We start from the raw sequence: 14,265 nt of genomic DNA on the forward strand, positions 1-14,265 counted from the left end.
CTACATGGAGCGCGTCACGCGCGGGCTGGTATAGAAGATGTGGCGGCCGATCAGGCCGACGCGTTGCTTCACCCGGCCCCAGCGCGGCATCACGTAGTCTGCGTGGTAGTGCGTCGCGCTGCGCAGGGCGGGCGCCAGCAGCCCGATCTGCGAAATCCGCGGCGCGACCGCACCATCCTGTGCGTCCATGATTTCGTGGGCGAGCCGTCTGGCCGCCAGCCACGCTGCGCGCTCGCGGGGGCGATCCGATATGCCGTCGCAGGCAAACGAGAACTGGCAACGGTTGCGCCAGCGCGCGTTCTGGTAGACCACCTTGCAGATCGTGTCCGGGAAGGCCGCGCTCTTCACCCGGTTGACGATCACCTGCGCAACCGCAATTCGCCCCATCAGCGGCTCGCCGCGCGCCTCGTGGTAGATCGCATGGGCAAGGCAGCCGGTCTCGCGCGGCCCGCGCGGCGCGGTTTGCGGCAGTTGCAGTGCGCTCACGTCGAACGAGCGTGGAATGTTGTGGACCGTCGCTCCTGCCGGCGTGGAAACCGCGGCAAGCAGGACGGTCAGAAACGCGCCGGCTGCGGCCGGCCCCCTGTACCTCATGACACCCTCCGATCTTCGGGGTGACAACGAACGGGATGCGGCGACTATTCCGGTTGCTGGGAGAAAAATCTGTCCGCCGAAGCGGGTTTGCGATCAGGGGCGGCCGCGGCCCGCCAAAGCCGAGGCTGCGATGACCAGCCAGCCGGCAATCATCGCCGTGCCGCCGATGGGCGCGGACATCGGAAACAGCCGCGTGCCGGCATAGTGCCGCATCAGCAAATCGCCGCAAAACAGCGCCAGCCCGGCAAGCAGGATAGCGCCGCCGGCAGACAGCACGCGGTTGCCTCCGAGAAGGCCGATGGCGAGAAGCGCCGGCGCGTGGGCGAGCAGGAACGAGGCTGCGGTGCCCACATTGCCGCCGCCGGCATGCGCGGCCACCGCCGAAAGCGCGACGCCCGCCGCGCCCGCCACGCCGCCTGCGAGAATGAAGACTGTGTGCGTCTGACTATGCATGCCGCTGTCGATTGCCTCGCCCGTCGAGCCGATCGTTGAGCCTTATCAACCTTTGCGGCAATTCTCCATCGCGCTGAGGCAGCTTCCGCCGTGGTCAGGCCGCGACGGCCTCGATGTTCATCATCGCGCGGCGTAGCGCGGCGAGGCAGTCCGGGTCTATCGCGGTGCCGGCATCGCGCTCCATGATCGCGAAGGCATCCGATACCGGCAGTGCCGGGCGGTAGGGCCGCTCGGCCGTAAGCGCGTCGAATATGTCGGCGGTCGTGACGATGCGGGTTTCCTGGTCGATGGACGCCGCGGGGAGGCCGAGCGGATAGCCCTTGCCGTCGAGCCGCTCGTGATGGGCGCCCGCGATGCGTGCCAGTTCCTGAAACGCGCCGATCCGCTTGAGGATTTTTTCGCCCAGCACCGGGTGGTTCCTGACCGCGGCCCATTCGGCCTCGTCCAGCTTGCCCGCCTTGTCGAGTATCTGGTTGGACACGCCGAGCTTGCCGATGTCGTGCAGGAGGGCTGCCCGCTTCAGGCGTCGTCGGCGCTCGTCGGAAAAGCCAAGTTCCTCTGCGATCATGTCGGTAAACAGCGCGACGCGTTCGCTGTGGCCGCTCGTATAGGGCGATTTGGCATCGACCACCTTGGCGAAGGCGGCGGCAACGTCGTCGAGATAGTCGTCGTCGATGGCCTGACGCACGTCGTCTTTCAACAGGTCGGCCACTGCCAGCGGCAGTTCCGGCGAATCGAGCATCGTCCAGAAATGCGGCATCCGCGCCGCCCGTTCGAAGGCGTCCACCACCTTCGGGTCGAACCACTTGCCGGATCGCGCCCGCAATTCCTCCAGCGCCCGTTCGCCGCCTGCGCTGGCATGGAACACGTCGGCGATCTGAGCGGCCAGCGCGATCCGCGCATGGATCGAGATCGCCTCGCCCTCCAGCCGCATCGGCTGTCCGGCCCCGTTCCAGTGCTCGTCCAGTTCGCGCACGCCGCGCGCGACGGTTTCGGGAAACCGCATCTGGCGCACGATTTCCGCGCCTGTCTGGCAGCGCGCGTGGAAAAGCTCGTTGACGATGGTGCCGCCATGCATGGCGATGTTGAGCAGCGCTCGGAAGCGTTCGGCCAGCCCGGCCTTCATGCCCGTGCGCGACAAAACGAAGCCGAGGATTTGCGGCAGGCTGTCGTTGACGAGGTGAAAATCCTGCTTCAGTGCGATGTCGTCGGCCAGATAAAGCTGGCAGATGCGCGCGGCATTGCTGCTGCAGCCCACATCCTTCAGCAGGATCGTGTAGTAGAGGTCGGAGAGTTCGGTCGGCGACAGGCCCAGTTCCCGCCCGGCATGAAAGCCCAGCCAGCAGGCGCGCACGCCATGACCGGTCGGGTGGCCTTCGCTGATGTCGAGCGCATAGCTGAGCGCGCCGACCAGTTCCGACAGGCCGATGCCCTGCTGCCCCGCATTTCGCCCGCCGTCGTCCATGGCTCGTCCTCCGCAAGGCATGATGGCGCAAGGGCATTAAGGTTGTGTTGAGTTGCACCTGGCAAGAGGCTATGCCGCGTATTTCCTTGGCAAACGGGCCTCACAGCGACTTGCGTGTCAAATCGCTGCTTCTTATATACCCCGCAACGTCGCGGAGAGGTCGCAGAGCCTGCTCCGTGAAATCTTGAGAGAAGGGGTCGTCCCCCGGAACGCCTCATAGGGTCCAGGACGGCCTGCTAGACGGAGAGAGTGAACATGGCCAAAGTTATCGGTATCGATCTCGGGACAACCAATTCCTGCGTCGCCGTGATGGACGGCAAGGACGCCAAGGTAATCGAAAATGCGGAAGGCGCGCGCACCACGCCTTCGATCGTCGCTTTCAGCGGCGACGGCGAGCGCCTCGTCGGCCAGCCTGCCAAGCGCCAGGCGGTGACGAACCCGGAAAACACCCTTTTTGCGATCAAGCGCCTGATCGGCCGTCGCTATGACGACCCGGTCACCGAGAAGGACAAAAAGCTGGTCCCCTACAAGATCGTCAAGGGCGACAACGGCGACGCGTGGGTCGATGCCGGCGGCAAGAAGCAGTCGCCCAGCCAGGTCTCGGCGATGATCCTCCAGAAGATGAAGGAAACGGCGGAAGCCTACCTTGGTGAAAAGGTCGAGAAGGCCGTCATCACCGTTCCCGCCTACTTCAACGACGCCCAGCGTCAGGCCACCAAGGACGCCGGCAAGATCGCCGGCCTCGAAGTGCTGCGCATCATCAACGAGCCGACCGCTGCCGCGCTCGCCTACGGGCTCGACAAGAAGGACGGCAAGACCATCGCCGTCTACGATCTTGGCGGCGGCACCTTCGACATCTCCGTGCTTGAGATCGGCGACGGCGTGTTCGAGGTCAAGTCGACCAACGGCGACACCTTCCTCGGCGGCGAGGATTTCGACATGCGTCTGGTCGAGTATCTGGCCGACGAGTTCAAGAAGGAACAGGGCATCGACCTGAAGAACGACAAGCTCGCCCTTCAGCGCCTCAAGGAGGCCGCCGAGAAGGCCAAGATCGAGCTGTCGTCCGCGTCGCAGACCGAGATCAACCTGCCGTTCATCACGGCCGACCAGACCGGTCCCAAGCACCTGACGATGAAGCTCACCCGGGCCAAGTTCGAGACGCTGGTCGACGATCTGGTCCAGCGCACCGTCGCGCCCTGCAAGGCGGCGCTGAAGGATGCCGGCCTCAACGCCGGCGAGATCGACGAAGTGGTTCTGGTCGGCGGCATGACCCGCATGCCCAAGATCCAGGAAGTCGTGAAGCAGTTCTTCGGCAAGGAGCCGCACAAGGGCGTCAACCCCGATGAGGTCGTCGCCATGGGCGCGGCCATTCAGGCCGGCGTTCTGCAGGGCGACGTCAAGGACGTGCTGCTTCTCGACGTCACCCCGCTGTCGCTGGGCATCGAGACGCTGGGCGGCGTGTTCACCCGCCTGATCGAGCGCAACACCACGATCCCGACCAAGAAGAGCCAGGTCTTCTCGACCGCGGAGGATTCGCAGTCGGCCGTGACCATCCGGGTCTTCCAGGGTGAGCGCGAGATGGCCGCGGACAACAAGATGCTCGGCCAGTTCGACCTCGTCGGCATTCCGCCCGCACCCCGCGGGGTGCCGCAGATCGAGGTGACCTTCGACATCGACGCCAACGGCATCGTCAACGTGTCGGCCAAGGACAAGGGCACCGGCAAGGAGCACCAGATCCGCATCCAGGCGTCGGGTGGCCTTTCCGACGCCGACATCGAGAAGATGGTCAAGGACGCCGAGGCCAATGCCGAGACGGACAAGAAGCGCCGCGAGGCTGTCGAGGCCCGCAATCAGGCCGAAGCGCTGATCCATTCGTCGGAGAAGTCGCTGAAGGACTACGGCGACAAGGTTTCCGAGGATGACCGCAAGGCCATCGAGGACGCCATCGCCGCGCTGAAGACGGCTTCCGAGGGCGACGACGCCGAGGACATCAAGGCGAAGTCGAACACGCTTGCCGAAGTCTCGATGAAGCTGGGCCAGGCCATGTACGAGGCCAGCCAGGCCGAGCAGGCGGAAACCGATGCCCGCGCCGATGCCGAGAAGAGCGGCGAGGACGTGGTCGACGCCGATTTCGAGGAAATCGACGACGACGACAAGAAGAAGTCCGCCTGATCCGGCTTCGATGAACGGAAACCCGGCCTCGCGCCGGGTTTTTCCGTGAGAACGCCCGGGGATCAACCCCGGCAAGGCGAAAAATCCCAGTACTCACGACCAAGGCGAACGGCCGCCCAGGGAAGATGATGAAGGCTGATTTCTACGAGACGCTCGGGGTTCAGAAGGGCGCGGACGACAAGGAGCTCAAGGCTGCGTTCCGCAAGCTGGCCATGCAGTTCCACCCCGACCGCAACCCCGGCGACGAGGCCTGCGAGCACAAGTTCAAGGAAATCAACGAGGCTTACGAGACCCTCAAGGACCCGCAGAAGCGCGCGGCCTACGACCGTTTCGGCCACGCCGCCTTCGAGAATGGCGGCGGCGCCCAGGGCTTCGGCGCCGGCGGTTTCGCCGACATCTTCGAGGACATCTTCGGCGACATGATGGGTCGCCAGCGCCGCTCGTCGGGTGGTCGCGAGCGCGGGGCCGACCTGCGCTACAACATGGAGATCACGCTGGAGGAGGCGTTCGGCGGCAAGACGGCGCAGATTCACGTCCCCGCCTCCGTCGTGTGCGACGAGTGCACCGGTTCGGGCGCCAAACCCGGCACCCAGCCCGTCACCTGCCAGATGTGCTCGGGCTCCGGCCGCGTGCGCGCCAGCCAGGGCTTCTTCTCCATCGAGCGCACCTGCCCGCAGTGCCAGGGCCGCGGCCAGACGATCAAGGATCCGTGCCCCAAATGTTCGGGCCAGGGCCGCGTCACCGAGGAGCGCTCGCTGTCGGTCAACATCCCGGCCGGCATCGAGGACGGCACCCGCATCCGCCTTGCCGGCGAAGGCGAGGCCGGCATGCGCGGCGGCCCGGCCGGCGACCTCTACATCTTCCTGTCGGTCAAGCCGCACGAGTTCTTCCAGCGCGACGGTGCGGACTTGTTCTGCAAGGCCCCCATCTCGATGACGACGGCGGCGCTTGGCGGTTCGTTCGAGGTTGCCACGCTCGACGGCACCCAGACCCGCGTGAAGGTTCCCGAAGGCACGCAGAACGGCAAGCAGTTCCGCCTGCGCGGCAAGGGCATGCCCATCCTGCGCCAGCCCAATGTCGGCGACCTCTACATCCAGGTCGCGATCGAGACGCCGCAGAACCTCACCAAGCGCCAGCGCGAGCTGCTGCAGGAGTTCGAGGAGATTTCCTCGCAGGAGAACAACCCGCAATCGACGGGCTTCTTCTCGCGCATGAAGGACTTCTTCGAATCCTTCGGCGACAAGGCCTGAGCCGCTCGCCCTGAGACAAAGCGTCCGCCTCCCCTGCTAATTTCGCCCACGGTCTTGCATCGTCGGGCGCAGACCTTACGTTACGTTGCGACAGAACCTGTCCGGGAGACGACATCGAATGGGAGAAAACCTGCGCCGGTCGCTTGCGCGCCGCTTCGACGAGGAACTTCGCTTCTTCAAGGGGTGGATCGACAAGCCGCGCGCCGTCGGCTCCATCATTCCCACCAGCAGCGTCACCGCGCGCAAGATGGCGACCGTCGTCAATCCCGACTCCGGCCTGCCGGTGCTCGAGCTCGGGCCAGGCACCGGCGTCATCACCAAGGCGATCCTGGAGACCGGCCTCGCCCCGTCAAACCTTTGGTGCATCGAATATTCGCAGGATTTCGTCGAGCACCTGCGCCGCGACTATCCGGGCGTCAATATCGTGCAGGGCGACGCCTTCAATCTCGACGAGACGCTGGACGACCAGCGCGACATGACGTTCGATTCCATCGTGTCGGGCGTGCCGCTGCTCAACTTCCCCGTCCCGCAGCGCGTCGCCTATGTCGAGGATTTGCTCGACCGCATCCCGGTCGGCCGTCCCATTGTGCAGCTGACCTACGGGCCCAAATCGCCCGTGCCGCCCGGCATGGGCAACTACACGGTCGAGCATTTCGACTTCATCATCCGCAACCTTCCGCCCACCCAGCTGTGGATTTACCGCCGCCCCAAGGCGTCCTGACCGGCACCTTTTGACAAGCAGCGCGAAGCAGACTATGCGAACCCCCGACCCAACGGGAGGCTGCCCGCCCAATGACGCCGAAGATCCTGGTTTTCGCCGGCTCGATACGTTCGGGAGCCTATAGCGGCAAGACCGCCGATCTGGCGCAGAAGGAACTGGCGGCGCAGGGCGCGGAAGTCACGCGCATCTCGCTTGCTGACTACCCGCTCCCCATCATGGACGAGGATCTGGAGAAGGAAGAGGGCGTCCCCGAAAACGCCGTTCGCCTCGCCCGCCTGTTCGTGGAGCATGACGGCATCCTCATCGCCACGCCGGAATATAACGGCTCCATGCCGCCGCTGCTCAAGAACGCGATCGACTGGATCAGCCGCGTCGGCACCGACAATGGCCGCCGGCTGCGGCCGTTCAACGGCAGGGCGGTGGCGATCTGCTCCTCGTCCAACGGCCACTTCGCCGGCATCCGCTCTGCGGGCCATCTGCGCGCGGTCCTCGCCCATATCCAGATGGACGTGATCGCACCGCAATGCTCGGTTCCCTATGGCGGGGAGGCCTTCGACGACGAAGGCGGCTTCCGCGAGGAGCGTCACGCCAAGTCGATGCACAATGTCTGCCACGCGCTCATCGAGCGTGCCTGGCAGGCATCCGACAGGGTGGCGCGGTGATCGGCTACTATCTCACCCATCCCCAGGTTGAGATCGATCCAGAAATTCCCGTTCCGCAGTGGTCCCTTTCAGACAAGGGCCGCGCGCGCCTCCACATCATCCTGAAGCGCGACTGGGTCCGTTCGCTGTCCCGCATCGTCGCCAGCGACGAGCGCAAGGCGGTCGAGACCGCGACGCTGCTTTCGCAGGCCTGCGGCGCGCCGGTCGAAACCGCTGCCGACATGGGCGAGAACGACCGTTCGTCCACCGGCTTCCTCGCGCCCGAAGCGTTCGAGGCCGCAGCCGACCGCTTCTTTGCCGAACCGGAAGAAAGCTGGAACGGCTGGGAGCGCGCCATCGACGCGGCCGACCGTATCGAAGCCGCCGTCACGCGGGTTCTCGCCACGCACGCGCCGGATCGCCCCATCCTGTTTGCCGGCCACGGCGCCGTCGGCACGCTTCTCAAATGCCGGCTGGCCGGGCGCGCCATCGCGCGCAGCGAAAACCAGCCCCATGGCGGCGGAAACGTCTTCGCCTTCCGCCTCGCCGACCGTTCCCTGATGTGTGACTGGACCCCGATGGAGGATTTTCATGGCTGCTGAAACGATGAGCGACCGTTTGATCGTGGGGCTCGACCTGCCGACGGTTGCCGAGGCGGAGAAGGTGGTGCGCGAGCTCGACGGCGTCGTCACCTTCTTCAAGATCGGCTATCGGCAGGTCTTTGCCGGCGGGCTGGAGCTTGCGCGCGATCTGGTCGCCGACGGCAAGAAGGTGTTTCTCGACGTCAAGCTGCTCGATATCGACAACACGGTGGCCGAAGGCGTCGAGAACATCGTCGCGATGGGCGTCGACATGGTCACGCTGCACGCCTACCCCAAGGCGATGCGCGCGGCCGTCGCGGCTGCGAAGGGTTCCGACCTCTGCCTTCTTGGGGTCACCGTGCTGACCTCCATGGACGCGCAGGACCTCATCGACGCCGGCTACGAATACGATCCGCAGACGCTCGTCATGCGCCGCGCAGAACAGGCGTTGGCCGCAGGCATGGGCGGCGTGGTCTGCTCGGCTGCCGAGGCGTCGGCGGTACGCCGCATCATTGGCCCCAAGCTCGCCCTCGTCACGCCGGGCATCCGCCCCGCCGGGGCCGCCCATGGCGACCAGAAGCGGGTGATGACGCCGGCCGACGCGCTGCGCGCCGGCGCCAGCCACCTCGTCGTCGCCCGCCCCATCGTCGCCGCACCCGACCCCCGCGCCGCCGCTCAGGCCATCCTCGCCGAGATGCAGGCCGCCTGAGCGGTAGCGGAAGGCCCGGTCTCCCCGGATCAAAGCCAATCTATCCAAGAACCAACACACAAGGGGGACTTCAGCGCCTCAGAATCCCCTCCCCCTTGAGGGGAGGGGTACGGGGTGGGGGTCTGCTACCGCGCATCCTTGCGCAAACCCGAAACGATGCCCATTGTCGGGCGACACGATTTCAGGAGAACACGATGCCCAAGGGATACTGGATTGCGCATGTCGATGTGCGCGACCCCGAGCGCTACAAGGATTATGTCGCCACCGCCACGCCTGCGTTCGAGCGCTACGGCGCCCGGTTCCTGGCGCGGGGCGGCGCCTGGGAAGGCCTCGAAGGCACCGGCCGCGCTCGCAACGTCGTCATCGAGTTTCCTTCCATGCGGGCCGCGCTCGACTGCTACAATTCGGCCGAGTACCAAGCGGCCAAGGCCATCCGCGTCACGGTGGCCGACGCCGATATGACCATTGTGGAAGGTTTCGAGGCCTGACCGCGCCCACCGACATTCCGCCGGGCTACGCCATCCGCCGGCACCAGCCGGAGGACGATCCGTCGCTGCTGGCGATCGAAAACCGTGCGGCCGAGCTGTTTCGCGACCACGGCTATCCGGAAATCGCAGACAATCCGCTTGCGAGCGTGGCGGATTTCCGGGCCATGGCCGAGGGGTGCCCGGTTTGGGTGGCCACCGGCGCGCAGGGCCTGCCCGTCGGCTACGCCGTGGCGCTGCCGCTTGGGCCGTTCTTCCACCTGCGCGAGCTCTCCGTCGACCCCGCCCACGGCCGTCGCGGGCTGGGCGGGGCGCTGGTGCGAACGGTTGTCGAGGCCGCACGCGAGCGCGGCTTCGAAGCGGTCAGCCTCACCACGTTCCGCACCGTGCCGTTCAACCAGCCCTTCTACGAAAAGCTGGGCTTTGCCGAACGGCCGCTGGAGACCGCCCCGCAAGCCCTGCGCGACGCCTTCCACCGTGAATTGCCCGAAGGCATGGACCCCGCGGCAAGGGTGCTGATGCTGCTTTCGCTCTAAAGGATGTCTCCCGAAAGTGGGAACCGGTTTCGGGACAAAGACATGCGTCAAAACAAGGGACGGAGGGGGCAGCTGGAACACCGCCGCCTGTCCAAGCGTCAACACGCGTGGTGATTGTACTCTATTGCATCGCAGCAAAAGACTGTTAGCTTTTGCGTCATAACATTTGTTCGACCGGTTCCTCCTTTCACCGCTACCGGCCGCGGTTCAGGAGCGCCGATGTACTATCAGCTCTACGAATTGAATCACGCCGCCCTGCAGCCCTATCGCGCCTATGCCGATGCTGTCCGGCTCTTCTACCAGAACCCGCTAAACCCGTTCTCCGCCACCCCGCTCGGCCGCTCCATGGCCGCCGCAGCCGAGATGTTCGAGCGCACGACGCGGCGCTATGGCAAGCCCGAATTCGGCCTCAAGACCGCTAAGGTGGATTTTTCGGAAGTCGCGGTAAAGGAGCGCGTGGTCTGGTCCAAGCCCTTCTGCAACCTCATCCATTTCGAGCGCGACCTGCCCAAGGGCCGCAAGCCCGACCCCAAGCTCCTGATCGTCGCGCCCATGTCGGGCCACTACGCCACGCTTCTGCGCGGCACGGTGGAAGCGATGATGCAGCACGCCGAGGTCTACATCACCGACTGGACCGACGCACGCATGGTGCCGCTGGCCGAGGGCCGCTTCGACCTCGACGATTATGTCGACTACATCATCGAGATGCTGCACCACATCGGCCCCGGCACTCACATCATGGGCGTGTGCCAGCCTTCCGTGCCGGTGCTGTCCGCCGTGGCGGTGATGGAAGGGCGCGGCGACAGTTTCGCGCCCGCCTCGATGACGCTGATGGGCGGGCCGATCGATACGCGGCGCAACCCCACGGCCGTCAACATTCTGGCCGAGGAAAAGGGCATCGACTGGTTCCGAGACAACGTCATCATGCAGGTGCCGTTTCCCAATCCCGGCTTCATGCGCGACGTCTATCCGGGCTTCCTGCAGCTTTCGGGCTTCATGAGCATGAACCTCGACCGCCACCTGATCGCCCACAAGGACTTCTTCATGCATCTGGTGAAGGACGACGGCGATTCGGCGGAGAAGCACCGCGATTTCTACGACGAATATCTGGCGGTCATGGACCTGACGGCGGAGTTCTACCTGCAAACTGTCGAAACCGTCTTCGTCAATCACGATCTGCCCAAGGGCCAGATGAAGCATCGCGGCGAGCTCGTGGACCTGACTGCCGTGCGCAACGTGGCGCTTTTCACCGTCGAGGGCGAGAACGACGACATCTCCGGCCTGGGCCAGACGCAGGCCGCCCACGATCTGTGCGTCAACATCCCGGATGCCATGCGCGCCCACTATATGCAGCCGAAAGTCGGCCATTACGGCGTCTTCAACGGCTCGCGCTTCAGGGCCGAGATCGTGCCGCGCATCGCCGACTTCATGGCAAGCCACGGCAGGGCGAAGACGAAGCCGTCGGCCGGCCCGCGTCTCGTCAGCTCAAAGAAGTGACACTGCCCGTTGCGTGTGCAAGGCACTGTGTGCATTGCGCCACACTGCGTCCTTCGCGGTAACCATCGCGCCATTCCTCACCTTCCCGTCAATTGACTTGGACGGGACTCGCCCCTTAACGTTTCTTTAACGGCCAAAAGATTCGGTGATACGGGGGTATTGGGCGAAATGGGAGCCATTCATGGCAGGTGGCGGCTGTGGCCGCTTGCGGCCGCCGCGCTATTCCTTGCGGCAGCCACCGGAACCACCACCGAAGCCTCCGGCGTCGGCTCGATGATCACCGGCGGCCTCACCTCCCAGCCCATCGGCCACTACGAGTTCTGCCAGCGCCTTCCGCGCGAATGCGCGATGCGCGTTCACGATCGCGGGCCGCTGCGCGTCGATGACGGCGTCATGCGCACGATCAGCCGCGTCAATGCCGCCGTCAACAAGGCCGTCAAGCCGATGAGCGACTTCGACATCTACGGCAAGGACGAATACTGGGCCTATCCCGATCAGGGCGTCGGCGACTGCGAGGACTACGCGCTGGAAAAGCGCCGCCAGCTCGCCGCCAAGGGCATCTCGCTGTCGAACCTGCTGATTACCGTGGTGCGCAAGCCGGACGGCGAGGGCCATGCCGTTCTGACGGTCCGCACCGACCGGGGCGACTTCATCCTCGACAATCTGAACGACGAGCTGCGCCCCTGGTACAAGACCGGCTACCGCTTCCTCAAGCGGCAGGCCAGCACCCATACCGGACGCTGGGTCACCCTTCGCGAGGAGCAGAACATGCTGGTCGGCGCGGTCAACTAGAGCTTTTCATTCTTGCACGGAAACGCTTCTGTTTCGGCGATGACGAGGCGGCCCGTCAGCGGGGCGGTGCAGGTCGTACCGGTGGCACGGCCAATCCGGCCGACGCCCGTCAGCGCGAAACCCACCGTCGGTTGCCGTCGGCAACCGACAATGCTTCAAAACGCCGGTCGTCCTTTTCGGTCAGTCATCGGCTGACCGGGCGACCGGTGGGCCGGGTCAATTCGGGCCAAATCCTTCGGTCTTCGGACCTGGCCGTATCCCGATACGGTTTGCGCCGAAGCCCTTGACCTTGTCTCGAATTTCCTCCGGCGGAACGATTCCGGGTAACATTGAAAGGCTCTAGCGCCGTTCATCTGCAAACGTTCTACCGGGGGAATTGGGGCTAACCCCGCAGGGGTTGGTTCATCTCGCCCCGGCGCACTTGTTCTCCGATCAGCCTCCGCTGCCCGAAAGCACGACCCGCGCTTTGCCGGATTGTCGGCTGCCTTCGGCACTGACGGAGCCCTCCCGCCGACGGATACCCGTCTCCCCCGGCCGGACCCCGCCGCCCGACCCTGCCGTCCAACCCCTCCCGGCCGCGTGATCCGGGCCGCCCCGACCAGCCCTTCAAGCAGGCGTTATCGCCCCCGATTTCACCCTATCATCCGAAGTCGCGTTCGGTTTCTGCGCATCATGCCCCGCACACGCTGGAAAACGCCGGTTTTCAAGGGGTTCTGCAATCGCAGGCTCTCCTTTGCTTTGCTTCAAGCCCTTGTTTTAACTGCATTTACGAGTCTCTCGCGGCAACCTCGGCTCATGCCGCCTGCGCCATCCTGTCGCCGGCCATGCGATAGGAGATCGCTTCGGCGAGGTGGATGCGACCGACGGCCTCCCTTCCTTCGAGGTCCGCCAGCGTGCGCGCGACCTTGAGAACCCGGTGATAGGCGCGGGCCGAAAGCGCCAGCTTCTCGCTCGCCTCGGCCAGAAGGGCCGTGCCGGCGGCGTCCGTGGCGGCCACCTCCTCAACCATTGAGGCGGGGCATCGCGCGTTGACGGAAATGTCCTGAAGCCCAAGCGCCGCATAGCGTTCGGCCTGGATCGCGCGCGCCCGCGCGACCCGCTCGGCCACCGCTGCGCTGGGTTCCGCGCTGGACGGGCGGATGAGATCGGCAGCCGTCACCGCCGGAACATCGACCCGCAGGTCGATGCGGTCGAGCATCGGGCCTGAAATCCGCGCCTGATAGTCGGCCTGGCACCGCGGGCCGCGCGCGCAGCGATGTCCGGGCTCGCCGGCCATGCCGCACCGGCACGGGTTCATTGCCGCCACCAGCTGGAACCGTGCCGGATAGCTGACACGGCCGTTGGCGCGGGCGACCACGCATTCCCCGCTTTCCATCGGCTGGCGCAGCGAATCCAGCGTCTGCGGCGAAAATTCCGGCAGTTCGTCGAGGAACAGCACGCCGTGATGGGCGAGCGACGCTTCGCCCGGCCGCACCCTCAAGCCGCCGCCCGTCAGCGCAGCCATGGTCGCCGAATGGTGCGGCGCGCGGAACGGCCGCCGGTCGGAAAGCCTGCCGCCGGCAAGCTCGCCCGCAACCGAAGCCACCATCGACACCTCCAGCAGTTCGCGTGGCGACAGCGGGGGCAGGATGGAGGGCAGGCGCTGCGCCAGCATCGACTTGCCCGAACCGGGAGGCCCGCAGAAAAGCAGGTGGTGTCCGCCGGCCGCCGCAATCTCCAGCGCACGCTTGGCGCTCTCCTGGCCCTTGATGTCGGCAAGGTCCGGCAGATTGCCTGCGGGCGCGTGCACGGCGGGTTCAGGCCGCGACAGCACCTGCGTGCCGCGAAAATGGTTGGCGATGGCGATCAGGCTTCGCGGCGCCAGAATGTCGATCTCGGCGCCCGCCCACGCCGCCTCCTGCCCCACCCCGTGCGGGCAGATCAGCCCCTTGCCCAGCGCGTTGGCCCCGATGGCGGCCGGCAGCGCGCGCGCCACCGGCGCTGTCGTGCCGTCGAGCGCCAGCTCTCCCACGACGACATAGGATGCCAGGGCATCGTGCGGGATCGCGCCAAGCGCCGCCATCAGGCCGAGCGCGATCGGCAGGTCGTAATGGCTGCCCTCCTTCGGAAGATCGGCCGGCGCGAGGTTCACCGTCACCCGCTTGGCTGGCATCGACAGGCCGGAGGCATGGAGCGCGGCATGCACCCTCTCGCGGCTTTCGGCCACGGCCTTGTCGGCCAGCCCGACGATCTGCATGCCCATTTTGCCGGGCGCGACCATCACCTGCACATCGACCGGAACGGCCTCGATTCCCTCGAACGCGATCGTGCTGACGCGCGATACCATGCTGCCCCGCTTTCCCCGTCGAGCCCTGCTGCGACGTCCCTGC

Annotated in this window: 14 protein-coding genes; 10 read left to right on the forward strand and 4 right to left on the reverse strand. The window is 65.8% G+C overall.

Annotated elements, in window-relative coordinates; translation table 11 throughout:
* From FY036_RS14575 to FY036_RS14585, 3 genes are all read right to left on the reverse strand, one after another.
* Complete coding sequence (locus tag FY036_RS14575; RefSeq protein ID WP_148915471.1) at positions 1-594, reverse strand: cell wall hydrolase; 594 nt, start codon at positions 592-594, stop codon at positions 1-3.
* A gap of 93 nt (positions 595-687) precedes the next feature.
* Positions 688-1,047 (reverse strand): DUF423 domain-containing protein, encoded by a 360-nt coding sequence (locus tag FY036_RS14580; protein WP_148915472.1) that lies wholly within the window; start codon positions 1,045-1,047, stop codon positions 688-690.
* A gap of 94 nt (positions 1,048-1,141) precedes the next feature.
* On the reverse strand, positions 1,142-2,512 hold the full coding sequence (locus FY036_RS14585; protein WP_148915473.1) for an HD-GYP domain-containing protein: 1,371 nt from the start codon (positions 2,510-2,512) through the stop codon (positions 1,142-1,144).
* Positions 2,513-2,767: 255 nt separating this feature from the next.
* Between FY036_RS14585 and dnaK the strand changes: the two genes are divergently transcribed.
* The 10 genes from dnaK (at position 2,768) to FY036_RS14635 (ending at position 11,896) form a co-directional block, all read left to right on the forward strand.
* A complete protein-coding gene (gene dnaK, locus FY036_RS14590) occupies positions 2,768-4,684 on the forward strand; it encodes a molecular chaperone DnaK (protein WP_148915474.1) in 1,917 nt (638 codons plus the stop codon).
* Positions 4,685-4,812: 128 nt separating this feature from the next.
* Positions 4,813-5,934: a molecular chaperone DnaJ gene (gene dnaJ, locus FY036_RS14595; RefSeq protein WP_148915619.1), complete on the forward strand. Its 1,122-nt coding sequence runs from the start codon at positions 4,813-4,815 to the stop codon at positions 5,932-5,934.
* A gap of 118 nt (positions 5,935-6,052) precedes the next feature.
* Positions 6,053-6,655: a phospholipid N-methyltransferase PmtA gene (pmtA, locus tag FY036_RS14600; RefSeq protein WP_148915475.1), complete on the forward strand. Its 603-nt coding sequence runs from the start codon at positions 6,053-6,055 to the stop codon at positions 6,653-6,655.
* 71 nt (positions 6,656-6,726) lie between these two features.
* Complete coding sequence (locus FY036_RS14605) at positions 6,727-7,317, forward strand: NADPH-dependent FMN reductase (RefSeq protein WP_148915476.1); 591 nt, start codon at positions 6,727-6,729, stop codon at positions 7,315-7,317.
* On the forward strand, positions 7,314-7,898 hold the full coding sequence (locus FY036_RS14610) for a histidine phosphatase family protein (protein WP_148915477.1): 585 nt from the start codon (positions 7,314-7,316) through the stop codon (positions 7,896-7,898). The genes FY036_RS14605 and FY036_RS14610 overlap by 4 nt, the downstream gene beginning before the upstream one ends.
* Positions 7,888-8,586, forward strand: a complete 699-nt coding sequence (gene pyrF / locus FY036_RS14615; protein WP_148915478.1) for an orotidine-5'-phosphate decarboxylase — start codon at positions 7,888-7,890, stop codon at positions 8,584-8,586. Before FY036_RS14610 ends, pyrF begins: the two co-directional genes overlap by 11 nt.
* A 194-nt stretch (positions 8,587-8,780) precedes the next feature.
* On the forward strand, positions 8,781-9,074 hold the full coding sequence (locus tag FY036_RS14620) for a DUF1330 domain-containing protein (protein ID WP_148915479.1): 294 nt from the start codon (positions 8,781-8,783) through the stop codon (positions 9,072-9,074).
* 164 nt (positions 9,075-9,238) lie between these two features.
* Positions 9,239-9,607, forward strand: coding sequence for a GNAT family N-acetyltransferase (locus FY036_RS14625; RefSeq protein ID WP_235897679.1), 369 nt, complete (start codon positions 9,239-9,241; stop codon positions 9,605-9,607).
* A gap of 219 nt (positions 9,608-9,826) precedes the next feature.
* On the forward strand, positions 9,827-11,104 hold the full coding sequence (locus FY036_RS14630) for a polyhydroxyalkanoate depolymerase (protein ID WP_148915480.1): 1,278 nt from the start codon (positions 9,827-9,829) through the stop codon (positions 11,102-11,104).
* A 168-nt stretch (positions 11,105-11,272) separates the two neighbouring features.
* Entirely contained in the window at positions 11,273-11,896 is a 624-nt protein-coding gene (locus FY036_RS14635; protein WP_235897680.1) for a transglutaminase-like cysteine peptidase, read from the forward strand.
* A gap of 793 nt (positions 11,897-12,689) precedes the next feature.
* Here the strand turns inward: FY036_RS14635 and FY036_RS14640 are convergent.
* Positions 12,690-14,222, reverse strand: a complete 1,533-nt coding sequence (locus tag FY036_RS14640) for a YifB family Mg chelatase-like AAA ATPase (protein WP_148915481.1) — start codon at positions 14,220-14,222, stop codon at positions 12,690-12,692.
* Positions 14,223-14,265 lie beyond the last annotated feature (43 nt).

Origin of the sequence: Neoaquamicrobium microcysteis (genome assembly GCF_008180155.1) — a bacterium.
GTDB lineage: Bacteria > Pseudomonadota > Alphaproteobacteria > Rhizobiales > Rhizobiaceae > Aerobium > Aerobium microcysteis.

Coding starts and splice junctions, on each gene's coding strand:
- FY036_RS14575 (WP_148915471.1), bottom strand. CDS start 594: ATGAGGTACAGGGGGCCGGCCGCAGCCGGCGCGTTTCTGACCGTCCTG.
- FY036_RS14580 (WP_148915472.1), bottom strand. CDS start 1,047: ATGCATAGTCAGACGCACACAGTCTTCATTCTCGCAGGCGGCGTGGCG.
- FY036_RS14585 (WP_148915473.1), bottom strand. CDS start 2,512: ATGGACGACGGCGGGCGAAATGCGGGGCAGCAGGGCATCGGCCTGTCG.
- dnaK (WP_148915474.1), top strand. CDS start 2,768: ATGGCCAAAGTTATCGGTATCGATCTCGGGACAACCAATTCCTGCGTC.
- dnaJ (WP_148915619.1), top strand. CDS start 4,813: ATGAAGGCTGATTTCTACGAGACGCTCGGGGTTCAGAAGGGCGCGGAC.
- pmtA (WP_148915475.1), top strand. CDS start 6,053: ATGGGAGAAAACCTGCGCCGGTCGCTTGCGCGCCGCTTCGACGAGGAA.
- FY036_RS14605 (WP_148915476.1), top strand. CDS start 6,727: ATGACGCCGAAGATCCTGGTTTTCGCCGGCTCGATACGTTCGGGAGCC.
- pyrF (WP_148915478.1), top strand. CDS start 7,888: ATGGCTGCTGAAACGATGAGCGACCGTTTGATCGTGGGGCTCGACCTG.
- FY036_RS14620 (WP_148915479.1), top strand. CDS start 8,781: ATGCCCAAGGGATACTGGATTGCGCATGTCGATGTGCGCGACCCCGAG.
- FY036_RS14625 (WP_235897679.1), top strand. CDS start 9,239: ATGGCCGAGGGGTGCCCGGTTTGGGTGGCCACCGGCGCGCAGGGCCTG.
- FY036_RS14630 (WP_148915480.1), top strand. CDS start 9,827: ATGTACTATCAGCTCTACGAATTGAATCACGCCGCCCTGCAGCCCTAT.
- FY036_RS14635 (WP_235897680.1), top strand. CDS start 11,273: ATGGGAGCCATTCATGGCAGGTGGCGGCTGTGGCCGCTTGCGGCCGCC.
- FY036_RS14640 (WP_148915481.1), bottom strand. CDS start 14,222: ATGGTATCGCGCGTCAGCACGATCGCGTTCGAGGGAATCGAGGCCGTT.